General features: G+C 65.0%; 11 protein-coding genes. All 11 read left to right on the top strand.

The genetic code is table 11. The annotated features are described in order from the left end of the window. The first annotated feature begins 17 nt into the window (after positions 1-17). The 11 genes from D8767_RS24800 (at position 18) to D8767_RS24850 (ending at position 14,070) form a co-directional block, all read left to right on the top strand. Positions 18-1,454: a TolC family outer membrane protein gene (locus D8767_RS24800; protein ID WP_016713242.1), complete on the top strand. Its 1,437-nt coding sequence runs from the start codon at positions 18-20 to the stop codon at positions 1,452-1,454. Continuing rightward, positions 1,451-3,619 (top strand): type I secretion system permease/ATPase, encoded by a 2,169-nt coding sequence (locus tag D8767_RS24805; protein WP_122048447.1) that lies wholly within the window; start codon positions 1,451-1,453, stop codon positions 3,617-3,619. Before D8767_RS24800 ends, D8767_RS24805 begins: the two co-directional genes overlap by 4 nt. Continuing rightward, on the top strand, positions 3,616-4,800 hold the full coding sequence (locus D8767_RS24810; RefSeq protein ID WP_027609920.1) for an HlyD family type I secretion periplasmic adaptor subunit: 1,185 nt from the start codon (positions 3,616-3,618) through the stop codon (positions 4,798-4,800). The genes D8767_RS24805 and D8767_RS24810 overlap by 4 nt, the downstream gene beginning before the upstream one ends. 364 nt (positions 4,801-5,164) lie before the next feature. After that, the gene (locus tag D8767_RS24815) at positions 5,165-6,064 is read left to right on the top strand and encodes a chemotaxis protein (protein ID WP_016713245.1); all 900 of its coding nucleotides are present in this window, start codon (positions 5,165-5,167) and stop codon (positions 6,062-6,064) included. A gap of 88 nt (positions 6,065-6,152) precedes the next feature. After that, positions 6,153-6,464, top strand: a complete 312-nt coding sequence (locus D8767_RS24820; RefSeq protein WP_016713246.1) for a hypothetical protein — start codon at positions 6,153-6,155, stop codon at positions 6,462-6,464. Continuing rightward, positions 6,461-7,195 carry a YkgJ family cysteine cluster protein gene (locus tag D8767_RS24825; RefSeq protein WP_016713247.1) on the top strand — a complete coding sequence of 245 codons (735 nt, stop codon included), beginning with the start codon at positions 6,461-6,463 and terminating at the stop codon, positions 7,193-7,195. Before D8767_RS24820 ends, D8767_RS24825 begins: the two co-directional genes overlap by 4 nt. A gap of 167 nt (positions 7,196-7,362) precedes the next feature. Further along, positions 7,363-8,526, top strand: coding sequence for an efflux RND transporter periplasmic adaptor subunit (locus D8767_RS24830; RefSeq protein ID WP_016713248.1), 1,164 nt, complete (start codon positions 7,363-7,365; stop codon positions 8,524-8,526). Continuing rightward, positions 8,523-11,615, top strand: a complete 3,093-nt coding sequence (locus tag D8767_RS24835) for a multidrug efflux RND transporter permease subunit (RefSeq protein WP_016713249.1) — start codon at positions 8,523-8,525, stop codon at positions 11,613-11,615. The genes D8767_RS24830 and D8767_RS24835 overlap by 4 nt, the downstream gene beginning before the upstream one ends. A 9-nt stretch (positions 11,616-11,624) precedes the next feature. After that, complete coding sequence (locus D8767_RS24840) at positions 11,625-12,299, top strand: heavy metal response regulator transcription factor (RefSeq protein ID WP_012270545.1); 675 nt, start codon at positions 11,625-11,627, stop codon at positions 12,297-12,299. Continuing rightward, a complete protein-coding gene (locus D8767_RS24845; protein ID WP_016713250.1) occupies positions 12,274-13,689 on the top strand; it encodes a heavy metal sensor histidine kinase in 1,416 nt (471 codons plus the stop codon). Before D8767_RS24840 ends, D8767_RS24845 begins: the two co-directional genes overlap by 26 nt. Before the next feature lie 156 nt (positions 13,690-13,845). Continuing rightward, on the top strand, positions 13,846-14,070 hold the full coding sequence (locus D8767_RS24850; protein ID WP_016713251.1) for a hypothetical protein: 225 nt from the start codon (positions 13,846-13,848) through the stop codon (positions 14,068-14,070). Positions 14,071-14,082: the final 12 nt, after the last annotated feature.

A 14,082-nucleotide genomic window follows, 5' to 3' on the forward strand; every position in this document is an offset into this window, starting at 1 on the left:
AGCAGTAAGGGAACTATGTGAAGCGAAGCAGTCCGCTGTCACCGCTGTTGCTGGGCGCCTTCGGGCTCCTGGTGCTGAACTTCCACCCGGCCGCCCAGGCAGCCGACGACATCGACCCACAACTGCGCCAGATCGGGCCATCGCTGCTACGCGATACGCCCGAAGCGGTGCCCGCCCGCCCCGCTATCGGCATGGCCCCGGTGGCCAGTGGCGAGCGCCTGGGGCTGACCGACGCAGTGCTGCAAGCCGCGCAATGGCACCCCAGCATCGCCGAGGCCATCGGCAACCTGTACAAGCAGGGTGAAGGCATCAACGTCGCCCGTGCGGGGTATTACCCGCAGATTTCCGGCGGTATCCGCACCGGTTATGACACCGGTTACGGCGGTGACCGCAACAGCCAGGCACTGAACCTGTCGCTCAAGCAGATGCTCTACGACTTCGGCAAGGTCGACAGTGCCGTCAGCGCGGCCCAGGCCGCCGCCGCCCGCGCCCAGGCCAACATCCTGCTGGTGGTCGACGAGCTGGCCCGCGACACGGCCTACGCCTGGATCGAAACCCGCCGCTACGAACAACTGATGACCATCGCCCGCGACCAGATTCGCGGGGTCGGCGACATTGCCGGCATGGCCCGTCAGCGCAGCGACATGGGCGCCAGCACCCGCTCCGACGTGGTGCAAGCCGAGTCCCGCGTGGAAAGCGCACGCGCCACGCTGGAGGAATACCAGTCGCAGTATGAACGCTGGCGTTCCACCCTGGCGGCGCTGATGGGGCGCGTTACCCCACCAGCGCTGACCGAGCAGGCACCGCCCGAGCTGAACCAGGCCTGCAAGCGGCCCTCGCAGGGCGATGACCGCCTGCCCGCCGTGCTGATGGCCCTGGCACAGCGCGCCCAAGGCCAGGCCGAACTCGCCCAGGCCAAGGCCGAGGCCTACCCGACCCTGTCGTTGCAACCCCAGGTCAACCACTACCTGGACGACGACTACAACCGCGACAACGCGCGCCTGGACCGCACCCAGGCCGGCATCTACCTGAACGTCGAGGTGCCCATCTACCAGGGCGGCGCCATCAGCGCCCGCACCCGCGCTGCCGGCCACGCGCTGACCGCCGCCGACTCCGCCGAGGATGCGGCACGCCTGCAGGCCCGTCGCGGCCTGGCCGAGGCCATGGCGCAAACCTCCGGGCTGGGCCGGCGGCTGACGTCGCTGGAGGCGCGCCAGGCGAGCATCCAGGAAGCGCGCATGCTGTACGGCCGACAGTACCTGGACCTGGGCACGCGGCCCCTGCTCGACCTGCTCAACGCCGAGCAGGAGATCTACCAGTCACGCTTCGAACTCGCCGGCACCCGCTCCGACCTGCTGCGCCTGGATGTCGACTGCCTGTACAACACCGGCGCCCTGCGCACGGCCTTTGGCCTTGAGGGGCGCAACCTGCAAGGGGTGGAGATCCAGCCATGACCGATTCCATCAATGTAACCCTGCCCAACCAGGCGCCCGCTGCTGCGCCCGAAGCGGCTCACCGACCAGACCTTGGGCCATGGCTGGAGGTGATGCTGCAAGTAGCGCATCACTACCGCCTGGACGTGTCGCCACAACGCATCCGCCTGGCCGCCGTCGAGGACGCCCGCCCGCTGGACGAAATCCTCCGCCACATGGCGCGCCAGGCTGGGCTGGCCCTGCGCTTCGTGCGCTTCGATGCCAAGGGCTTGCGGCAGTGGCGCACCCCGTTGGTGCTGGAGCTGGATGACGGCCAGTTGGCCGTGGTCGAGTCAGTCACTGAAGAAGACGACCTGGCGGTGGTATTTGCCGGCGACCAGGGCCTGACCTCACGCCTGCCGCGTGACAGCCTCAAAGGCCGCATCAACCGCGTCGCCCTGCTGCGCCCGGCACGGCCGCTGCGCGACGTGCGCACCGACGACTACACCGCGCCCTACGACCGCCACTGGTTCGCCCGCATCGTGCTGCGCGACCTGCGCCCGTATGGGCAAGTGATGGTCGCCTCACTGGTGGCTAACATCCTGGCCCTTGCGGGGGTGCTGTTCTCGATGCAGGTGTATGACCGGGTAATCCCGGCCGAATCGCTGCCCACCCTGTACGTGCTGTTTGGCGGCGTGGTGCTGGCGCTGGTGTTCGACTTCAGCATGCGCCTGCTGCGGCTAAAGGTAACCGACCTGCTCGGCAAGCGCGCCGACCTGCGGGTGAGCGACCTGGTCTACGGGCATGCCTTGCGCCTGCGCAACTCGGTGAGGCCGAAGTCCACCGGGTCGTTCATCTCGCAACTGCGCGAGCTGGAATCGATCCGCGACCTCATCACCTCCAGCACGGCCACGGTATTGGCCGACCTGCCATTCTTCCTGCTGTTCCTGCTGGTGTTCTGGCTGATCGGCGGCGTGCTGGTGTTCATCCCGCTGGTCGCACTGCTGGCCATGGTAGTGCCCGGGGTGCTGGCACAGCGGCGCCTGGCGCGGCTGGCCAACGCCTCCATGCGCGAGTCAGCGCTGCGCAACGCCATGCTGGTGGAAAGCATCCAGGGCCTGGACGAAATCAAGGCACTGCAAGCCGAAGCGCGCTTCGAGCGGCAATGGAACCAGTACAACGCGGCCTGTGCCCACACCAACCTGCGCCTGCGCACCCTCACCAATGGCCTGGTGACCTGGACGCAGAACGTTCAGGGCGCCGTGTTTGCCGTGGTCATCGTGATCGGCGCGCCCATGGTGATCGCCGGCGACCTCACCACCGGTAGCCTGGTGGCAGCGTCGATGCTGTCGTCGCGGATGATGGCACCGCTGGCGCAACTGACCCATGTACTGACCCGCTGGCAGCAGGCCAAGGTGGCCCTGCAAGGGCTGGACAAGCTGATGCAGTCGCCGGTCGACCACCCCGAAGGTGAGGCCCGCGTACACTTGCCAGCCATTCGTGGCGAGTATCGCCTGCGCCAGGCCAACTTCCGCTACAGCGAAGAATCGCCGCCGGTACTGAATATCGGCCAACTGGACATTCAACCGGGCGAGCGCATTGCCGTGCTAGGGCGCAATGGCGCCGGCAAGTCGACCCTGCTGCAAGCCCTGGGCGGGGCCATGGACCTGGTGCAAGGCGACGTCAGCCTGGACGGCATCGCGCTGGCCCACCTCGACCCCACCGACCTGCGCCGTGACGTGGGTCTACTGCCGCAATACGCGCGCCTGTTCCACGGCACGCTGCGGGAAAACCTCACCCTCGGTGCCGGCCAGGCCAGCGACCAGGAACTGGTGGCCGCGCTGGCGGCCACCGGCGCACTGGACTTCGTGCGCCGCCTGCCCAAGGGCATGGACCACCTGATTCTGGAAGGTGGCCTGGGTTTGTCGGGCGGCCAGCGCCAGGCCCTGGTGCTGTCGCGCCTGCTGGTGCGCCAGCCACAGGTTTTGCTGCTGGACGAACCCACCGCCTCGCTGGACGACATGACCGAGCGCAAGCTGCTGGATAACCTCGAACGCTTCTGCCAGGGCCGCACCCTGGTGATCGCCACGCACCGCCTGAGCGTGCTGCAACGGGTCGACCGCATCCTCGTGCTCGACGGCGGACGCATTGTCATCGACGACACGCGCGATGCCGCGCTGGCCAAACTGCAAGGAGCCCAGGCATGAGCAACCATGAACTCCCGGCCTCCTACCTGGATGGGCAGGACGACCAGGCGGTATTCCGCGCCGGACGTATCATCACGATTTGTGCATTGATGCTGGCCGCGTTCCTGGCCTGGGCCGCCTGGTTCGAGGTAACCGAGGTATCCACCGGCACTGGCAAAGTGATCCCCAGTTCGCGGGAGCAGGTGATCCAGTCGTTCGAGGGTGGCATCGTGGCGCAGATGAGCGTGGCCGAGGGCGACTTGGTCGAGCGCGGCCAGGTACTGGCCCAGCTCGACCCGACCAAGACCGCCTCCAGCGTTGGCGAAAGTGAAGCCAAGTACCGCGCCGCCAAGGCTAGCCAGGCCCGCCTGCAGGCGGAGGTGACCGGCAAGCCGCTGACCTTCCCCGACAGCCTGCGCGACTCGCCCGAGCTGATCGACGCGGAAACCGCGCTGTACCAGACCCGCCGTCGCGGCCTGGAGCAAACCCTGGCAGGCATCCAGGACTCACTGCAACTGGTGCGCAGCGAACTGAAGATCACCGAAAACCTGGCCAAGATGGGCGCTTCCAGCCGGGTCGAAGTGATCCGCCTTAACCGTCAGCGTTCAGAGCTTGAACTGAAAGCCAACGAAGCCCGCTCCGACTACCTGGTGCGGGCCCGGGAAGAACTGGCCAAGGCCAGCGCCGAGGCCGACAGCCTGTCGGAAGTGGTGCGCGGGCGCAGCGACTCGCTTACCCGCCTGACCTTGCGTTCGCCAGTACGCGGCATCGTCAAGGACATCGAGGTCAACACCCTGGGTGGCGTGGTGCAGCCCGGGGGCCAGGTGATGAAGATCGTGCCGATGGACGAACGCCTGCTGATCGAAACCCGCATTGCCCCGCGTGACATTGCCTTCATTCACCCGGACCAGGCGGCCAAGGTCAAGATCAGTGCCTATGACTATTCGGTGTACGGCGGGCTGGATGGCAAGGTGGTGGGCATTTCGCCGGACACCTTGCAGGATGAAGTGAAGCCCGAGATCTACTACTACCGGGTGTTCATTCGTACCGAACAGGACAGCTTGCAGAACAAGGCCGGCAAGCACTTTGCAATTGTGCCGGGGATGGTAGCCACGGTGGATATCCGCACCGGGGAGAAGACAATTCTGGATTACCTGATCAAGCCACTGAACCGGGCCAGGGAGGCCCTGAGGGAACGCTAGAGTACGACGTGATTTTTGTGTTGCTGGTGCGACCGAGCGCCGCCCGCGCGGCGCATCGCGAGCTGCGCTCGCTCCTACGTTTGTTTCCGGCCAATTTTTCCTGTGGGATTTGTGCGCGAACGCCTTGGCGCATCTCTCGATATCGTGTCGTACAAACAAGGCGGGCGCGCGGGCCTGGCACAGCCATAACTGGCCCGAAAAAAACGTAGGAGCGAGCGCAGCTCGCGATGCGCCGCGCGGGCGGCGCTCGGTCGTATCGGCAACAAAAAAACCAAGGCGAAGCCATCAACTTCCATCACCACCCTAAAGCCATCCACCAAAGGGCCGATAACCGGTTATCCCCTCTTCCCCACCGAAGGTCACCATGGCCACGCAAAATGCCCGCGCGGACTCGCTGTCCCTGCTGCTGTTCACCCTGCGCAGCGGCAAGCTGATGGCAATCAACCTGCTCAAGGTCAGCGAGATCATCCCCTGCCCGCCGCTGACCAAGCTACCCGAGGCGCACCCCCACGTAAAAGGCGTGGCGACCTTGCGCGGCCATTCGCTGTCGGTCATCGACCTGTCCCGCGCCATTGGCGAGCGGCCCCTTGCCGACCCGGACGGCGGCTGCCTGATCGTCACCGAGATCAGCCGGTCGCGCCAAGGCCTGCATGTGCAGGGGGTCAGCCGCATCGTGCACTGCCTGAGCACCGACATCAAACCGCCGCCCTTTGGTTCAGGCAACCGCTCGTTCATCACTGGCGTAACCCGCGTGGACAACACCCTGGTGCAGGTGCTGGACATCGAAAAAGTCATCCATGCCATCGCCCCACCGGTGGCCGAGCCGCATCACGGCACCTTGAGCGAAGAAGACGCCAGCCTGCTGGCCGCCGCCAATATCCTGGTGGTGGACGACAGCCAGGTAGCCCTGCAGCAGTCGGTGCACACCCTGCGCAACCTGGGCATCGAATGCCACACCGCGCGCAGCGCCAAGGACGCCATCAATGTACTGCTGGAGCTACAAGGCACCGTGCAGGAGATCAACATCATCGTCTCCGACATCGAAATGAGCGAAATGGACGGCTACGCCTTCACCCGTACCCTGCGCGAAACCCCCGATTTCCAGCACCTGTACGTGCTGCTGCACACCTCGCTGGACAGCGCCATGAGCAGCGAAAAGGCAACCCAGGCCGGGGCCAACGCCATCCTTACCAAGTTCTCCTCACCGGAGCTGACCGATTGTCTGGTGGTGGCCGCGCGTACCGTGGTGTTCACCGAGCGCTGATATATTCAGCGACAACTTCCCCGGCTTGCCGCCGGGGGTGAGTCGGGCATAATTTGTGCCCCTCGTAAGAAAACTGCCGGAACCGCGTATGAAGTTTTTCAGCTCCATCCTGATCAGCTGCGCCCTTTTCAGCGGTATCGCACAGGCCTCCAGCAGCAAGGCCTGGAACGAGCAGCGCCAGCAGATGCTCAAGGCCTGCCTGGCCGCCAGCCAGTTCAAGGACGCCCACGCCCGTGGCAAGCTCGCCGAGTTCGATGACCAGGTGGGCATGAGCGCCCTGCTGATCGAAGGCGTCTACCCACAGAAGCACATGCAGCAGCGCACCGGCACGGAGTTGTGCCTGTACGATCGCCAGCACCAGCGTGCCTTTGTCAGCGAGTGGAGCCCGGAGGCCAAGTGACCGACAGCTTGCGATTCGGCTGTACCGGTTGTGGCAAGTGCTGCACGGGCCACCATGTACCGTTGACGCTTGATGAAGCGCGACGCTGGGCGGACGATGCAGGCCAGGTAGTGGTACTGATCGAGGCGTTCATCACTGACGGCCCCGGCATGCCGGCTGAACAGCGCGAGCATGTCATGCGCCGCTCCCATCCCGTGCACTGCGGCGACGCTGAAGCACGCGTGTCAGTAACCTTTGCCGCCTTCAACACCGGGCGCTGCCGCAACCTCGACGACAACGACCTTTGCACGATCTACGACCAGCGCCCGCTGGTCTGTCGCATCTACCCGGTAGAGATCAACCCACACATTCCGCTGCGCCCGGACAACAAGGACTGCCCGCCAGAAGCCTGGCAGCAGGGGCCGGAACTGATCCACGGTACGCAAGTGGTCGATGCGGAGCTGGAAGCGCTGGTGCAAGCCTCACGGCAGGCCGACCGGGATGACATTGCTGCCAAGGTGGCGGTGTGCCAGGCGCTGGGCATGACCACCAGTGCCCTCAAGGGGAATGGTTTTACAGCTTACCTGCCGGATATGGGGGCGTTTGCCACTGCGCTGGCGCAGGTGCAGGGGGATGTCGGGGGGCAGTGGACCTTGCATGTGCAGGATGAGGCGCTGGTCGCGAGCTTGCAGGGGCTTGGATTGCACACCACCAGCGAAACCCCGCTTTACTACGCCTTTATTGGTTTCTAGGCCGGCATCTGCCCTGCACAAAATCTGAAGTCTGACGCTCCTACAGGGATCGCTGCGAAACTGACAGCGCTGTCAGCCAGCGGTCACGCTGCCGCCCCGGTCCGGGGGCTATAAGATTGAGTACAGACAACCGTTTTCCTCCCCCTCTGGCCAAGGTGCCCGCACCGATGCGACGTCCGTCCCGCTCTGTCATCTTCGCCGCCCTGGCGCTTCTTGTCCTGGTAGTAGCGGGCAGCTGGTACAGTCAGCGCCAGCCCGCACCCGCTGCCCGTGCGCAGGCGGCCATCCCCGTACGTGTGGTCAGCGTCGCCCAGCAGGACGTGCCGCGGTACGCCAGCGCCATCGCGACAGTTCAGTCGCTGCACAGCGTCGAGGTGCGGCCACAAGTCGAGGGCGTGCTCACCCAGGTGCTGGTCAAGGAAGGGCAATGGGTCAAGGAGGGCGACCTGCTCGCCACCCTCGACGACCGCAGCATCCGCGCCAGCCTCGACCAGGCCCGCGCCCAGCTCGGCCAAAGCCAGGCTCAGATTCAGGTGGCCGGCGTCGACCTCAAGCGCTACCGCCTGCTCAGCAGCGATGACGGCGTATCCAAGCAGACCCTCGACCAGCAACAGGCGCTGGTCAACCAGTTGCAGGCCACCGTCAAGGGCAACCAGGCCGCCATCGCCAACGCTGAAGTGCAACTTTCCTACACACAGATCCGTTCACCGGTTACCGGGCGCGTCGGCATCCGCAATGTCGACCCAGGCAACCTGGTACGCACCAGCGATACCCAAGGCCTGTTCAGCGTCACCCAGATCGACCCCATCGCCGTCGAATTCGCCCTGCCGCAGCAGATGCTGCCAACCCTGCAAAGCCTGCTCAAGGCACCTACCCCGGCGCTGGTGCAGGCCTTCATGGACGCCGACGGCGACCGCAGCCTGCTCGGCGAAGGCCACCTGGCACTGATCGACAACCAGATTTCCGGCACCACCGGTACCGTGCGGGTAAAGGCCGAGTTCGACAACAAGGACGGCCACCTGTGGCCGGGCCAACTGGTCACCATCCGCCTGCGCACCGCCGTGGAAGAAAACGCCCTGGTGGTGCCGCCGCCGGTGGTTCAACGCGGCGTCGACGGGCACTTCGTCTACCGACTGGACGGCGACAAGGTCACCAGCGTGCCGGTGAAGGTGCTGTACCAGAACAGTGAGCTGAACATCATTGCCGGGGTCAAGCCGGGCGAGCGCCTGGTGCTCGATGGCCAGTCAAGGCTCAAGCCGGGCGCGCGGGTCGAGGTCACGCCTGATGCTCCCGCGCCGTCGGAAATGGCCGACCGCCGGAGCCAGCCATGAACACGCGCAACGGTGTTTCCGCCTGGTGCATCGACCACCCCATCGCCACCCTGCTGCTGACCTTGGCCCTGGTGCTGCTGGGGGCCATCGCCTTCCCACGCCTGCCGGTGGCGCCGTTGCCGGAGGCGGACTTCCCGACCATCCAGGTGACCGCCCAGTTGCCCGGTGCCAGCCCGGAAACCATGGCCTCATCGGTGGCTACGCCGCTGGAGGTACAGTTCAGCGCCATCCCCGGCATGACCCAGATGACCAGCAGCAGCGCGCTGGGCTCGACCACCCTGATCCTGCAGTTCACCCTCGACAAGAATATCGACACCGCCGCCCAGGAAGTGCAGGCGGCGATCAACACCGCCACTGCGCGCCTGCCGCAAGACCTGCCCAACCCGCCAACCTGGCGCAAGGTCAACCCGGCCGACAGCCCGGTGCTGGTGCTGACGGTCAGCTCCGACCAGATGCCCGGCAACGACCTCAGCGACTACACCGAAACCCTGCTGGCCCGCCAGCTGAGCCAGATCGACGGGGTGGGCCTGATCAACATCACCGGCCAGCTGCGCCCGGCAATCCGCGTGCAGGCGCAGCCCGAGAAGCTAGCCGCCATCGGCCTGACCTTGGCCGACCTGCGTCAGGCCATCCAGCAGACCAGCCTGAACCTGGCCAAGGGCGCGCTGTACGGCGAGCACAGCGTGTCGACCATCGCCGCCAACGACCAGCTGTTCCACCCCGAGGACTACGCGCAACTGATCGTCTCGTACCGCGATGGCGCCCCGGTACACCTGAAGGACGTGGCCAAGGTGATCAACGGTGCCGAAAACGCCTACGTCAAGGCCTGGTCCGGCGACCAGCCAGGGCTGAACCTGGTGATCTTCCGCCAGCCCGGGGCCAACATCGTCGATACCGTAGACCGGGTGCTGGCCGCCCTGCCCCGACTGCAAGAGATGCTGCCAGCCTCGGTCGAAGTGTCGGTGCTGCAGGACCGCACCCAGACCATCCGCGCCTCACTGCACGAAGTGGAACTGACGCTGATGATCGCCGTGGCCCTGGTGATCGGGGTAATGGCACTGTTCCTGCGCCAGTGGTCGGCAACCATGGTGGTATCCAGCGTGCTGGGCGTGTCGCTGATCGCCAGCTGCGCGTTGATGTACATCCTGGGTTTCAGCCTGAACAACCTCACCCTGGTGGCCATCGTCATCTCCGTGGGCTTCGTGGTCGACGATGCCATCGTGGTGGTGGAGAACATCCACCGCCACCTGGAGGCCGGCGACGACAGCCGAACGGCGGCGCTCAAGGGTGCCGGGGAAATCGGCTTTACCGTGGTGTCGATCAGTTTCTCGCTGGTTGCCGCATTCATCCCGCTGCTGTTCATGGGCGGTGTGGTCGGGCGGCTGTTCAAAGAGTTTGCCCTGACCGCCACGGCCACCATCCTGATTTCGGTGGTGGTTTCGCTGACCTTGGCGCCAACCCTCTGCGCGCTGTTCATGCGCCGCCCACCCAGTGAACACAAAGGCGGCTTTGGCGAACGCCTGGTCGGGTGGTACGAAAAGGGCCTGAACCGCGCCCTCGCCCACCAGCGCCTGACCCTCGGTGTGTTTGGCGTGACCCTGGCGTTGGCGGTGGCCGGCTACGTGGCCATCCCCAAGGGGTTCTTCCCGCTGCAGGACACCGGTTTCATTCTGGGCACCAGCGAAGCAGCGGCGGATGTCTCGTACCCGTCGATGATCGAGAAGCACCAGGCGCTGGCCAAGATCATCGGGGCAGACCCGGCCGTGCGCGCGTTCTCCCATTCGGTGGGCGTTACCGGCAGCAACCAGACCATCGCCAACGGCCGTTTCTGGATCGCCCTCAAGCCACGCGGCGAGCGCGATGTGTCGGCCAGCGAACTGATCGACCGGCTACGGCCCAAGCTGGCCCAGGTACCGGGCATTGTCCTGTACATGCGCGCCGGCCAGGACATCAACCTCAGCTCAGGCCCGTCCCGCACCCAGTATCAGTACGTGCTCAAGAGCAACGACGGCGAGGCCCTGAACCTTTGGACCCAGCGCCTGACCGACCGGCTGCGGGAAAACCCGGCGTTCCGCGACCTGTCCAACGACCTGCAACTGGGCGCCAGCGTCACCCGCATCGACATCGACCGCCAGGCCGCCGCGCGCTTCGGCCTGACCACCACCGATGTCGACCAGGCCCTGTACGACGCCTTCGGCCAGCGGCAGATCAGCGAATTCCAGACCGACACCAACCAGTACAAGGTGATCCTTGAACTGGATGCGCAGCAGCGTGGCAAGGCCGAGAGCCTCAACTACTTCTACCTGCGCTCGCCGCTGAGCAACGAGATGGTGCCGCTGTCGGCAGTCGCCCACGTGGCGCCGCCCAGCACCGGCCCCTTGTCGATCAGCCACGACGGCCTGTTCCCGGCGGCCAACCTGTCGTTCAACCTGGCCCCCGGCGTGGCCCTGGGCGATGCGGTGAGCATCCTCGACCGCACCCAGCGCGAGCTGGGCATGCCCGACTCCATCAGCGGCAACTTCCAGGGCGCGGCCCAGGCCTTCCAGAGTTCGCTGTCGAGCCAACCGTGGTTGATCCTGGCCGCGCTGGTGGCGGTGTACATCATCCTCGGCGTGCTGTACGAAAGCTTCGTCCACCCGCTGACCATCATTTCCACCCTGCCCTCGGCCGGCCTGGGTGCGCTGATATTGCTATGGGCCATGGGCCAGGACTTCAGCATCATGGGGCTGATCGGCGTGGTGCTGCTGATCGGCATCGTCAAGAAAAACGGCATCCTGCTGATCGACTTTGCCCTGGAAGCCCAGCGTCATCAGGGCCTGACGCCAGAGCAGGCGATTCATCAAGCGTGCCTGACGCGCTTCCGTCCGATCATCATGACCACCCTGGCAGCCTTGCTGGGCGCGGTGCCGCTGATGTTCGGCTTCGGCACCGGCGCCGAGTTGCGTCAGCCACTGGGCATTGCAGTGGTGGGCGGCCTGCTGGTGAGCCAGGCCCTGACGCTGTTCACCACCCCGGTCATATACTTGGCCCTGGAGCGCCTGTTCCACCGCCGCCAGGCTGCCCGTGCGGCAGCGCCAAGTGCCAGCTAGGACAAGACCATGCGTGTGCTGATCATCGAAGACGAAGAAAAAACCGCCGACTACCTGCATCGTGGCTTGAGCGAACAGGGCTTTACCGTGGACCTGGCGCGGGACGGCATCGACGGCCTGCACCTGGCCCTGGAGGGCGATTACGCGGTGATCGTGCTGGATGTGATGCTGCCCGGCCTGGACGGCTATGGCGTGCTGCGCGCCTTACGCGCGCGCAAGCAGACGCCGGTGATCATGCTGACCGCCCGCGAACGGGTCGAAGACCGCATCCATGGCCTGCGTGAGGGTGCCGACGACTATCTCGGCAAGCCGTTCTCGTTCCTTGAACTGGTCGCCCGTCTTCAGGCCCTTACCCGCCGTAGCAGCAGCCACGAACCGCTCCAGGTGCAGGTGGCAGACCTGTGGATCGACCTGATGGCGCGCAAGGCCACCCGCGCCGGCCAGCGCCTGGACCTGACTGCCAAGGAGTTCTCGCTGCTGAGCGTACTGGCCAGGCGGCAGGGTGAAATCCTGTCGAAGACAGCAATTGCCGAGCTGGTCTGGGACATCAACTTCGACAGCGATGCCAACGTGGTTGAAGTGGCGATCAAGCGCCTGCGCGCCAAGCTGGACGGGCCTTTCGACAACAAGCTGCTGCACACCATCCGAGGCATGGGCTATGTCCTGGAAAACCGTGCGGGGTAATTCCATTGCCCTGCGCCTGTCGGCGCTGTTCATCCTGGTAGCACTGGGCGTGTTCGTGTTGATCGGCTCGGCACTTTACCGCCAGGTCGACCACAGCCTGGACTTGCTGCCGCAAGCCGAACTCGACGCACGCTTCAGCGTGCTCGAATCCACCCTCAACCGATTCGGTACGCCAGACCACTGGGCCAAGATCAACAACAAGCTCAACCTGCTGAGCGAAGAAGACAAACGCATCCGCTTCTGGGTGGTCAGCAGCAACCCGGCCTACGAGTACGGCCACCCCAGCGAGCTGGTACGGGCGTTCGCCGAAGGCCCGCAGGGTATGCGCGACCTGCGCCTGCCCGACCGCCCCTACCCTTACAAGGTGCTGGTAAGCGAACTGCCAGCGCTGGGCGAGCGGCCACCGCTACGCTTTCTGATCGGCATCGACACCGAAACCTTCTGGCAGGCGCAGCACAGCCTGCTGGTGGCGATTGTCGGGTTGGCAGTGCTTGGCGTACTGCTGGCCTCAGTGCTGGGCTACTGGGTGGCGCGCATTGGCCTACGCCCGTTGCTGGCGTTGTCCAACGAGGCCCAGGCCTTGGCCCCGCCACGCCTGGACGGGCGCTTGAAGACCCACGCGCTGCCCCCGGAACTGGCGCAGTTTGCCGGCGCCTTCAACGCTGCGCTCGACCGCGTGAGCCAGGCCTACTCGCGGCTGGAAGCCTTTAACGCTGACGTTGCCCATGAACTGCGCTCCCCGCTCACCAACCTGATAGGCCAGACCCAGGTAGCACTCACCCGAGGCCGCAGCGCCGAGCATTACTTCGAAGTGCTGCAATCCAACCTGGAAGAGCTGGAGCGCCTGCGCAGCATCATCAACGACATGCTGTTTCTGGCCAGTGCCGACCAGGGCAGCAAGGCCACTGCCCTGATTCAGGCCTCGCTGGCCGAGGAAGTGGCAACCACGCTCGACTACCTGGACTACATCCTCGAAGACGCGCAGGTCAGCGTGAACGTAAGCGGCGATGCCCACGCCCCCATCGAAAAAGCCCAACTGCGCCGGGCGTTGATCAACCTGCTGAACAACGCCGTGCAACATACGGCGCCACACCAGGTGATCCAGGTGCAGATCGATGCCGGGCCGGAGCAGGTCAGCATCGCTGTGAGCAACCCGGGGCCGGCGATTGACGATGAGCACCTGCCGTTGCTGTTCGAGCGCTTCTACCGAGTCGATGCGGCGCGCAGCAACAGCGGTGGGGGTAACCATGGGCTGGGGCTGGCCATCGTCAAGGCGATTACGCTGATGCATGGGGGTGAGGTGTTCGTGCGCAGTGGTGCAGGTGCCAATACTTTCGGTATCCGCTTGCCAGCGCTGAGGCCTGCGCGCTCGGTGCAGGACCGTGTCTAGGACGGGGGTTTGCGGCGAAAGTCCTATTGCTTTTCCATGGATCGTTACCTTTTGCGCAACAGTGCTTATCGCACTCAGGTCTGTTTCCAGTGCATTGAAAGGACTAACTTTACCCCCGTCCTCATTAGCACTTGCACCGCAAGAAGGTAGTTTCAAATGTCCAACAGTATGGGTATTGCCAGCGTCTTCATCCTGTCTTCCCTGTTGTTGTCGCCCCTGGCCATGGCCGAAGAATCCAGCGCTTTCGTCACCCGTAATGCAGAGCTCGCCGCCGTCCACCAAGAGGCCCGCGACGCTGTAGCTGCAAACAAGGCTGACGCCGCGAAAGACGCAAAACAGACAGCTTCCAAAGTTTCTGTCGATGCCAATGCCGACAGCTGATCAAGCGCTGTT

It is taken from the genome of Pseudomonas sp. LTGT-11-2Z (assembly GCF_003691445.1).
Classification (GTDB): domain Bacteria; phylum Pseudomonadota; class Gammaproteobacteria; order Pseudomonadales; family Pseudomonadaceae; genus Aquipseudomonas; species Aquipseudomonas monteilii.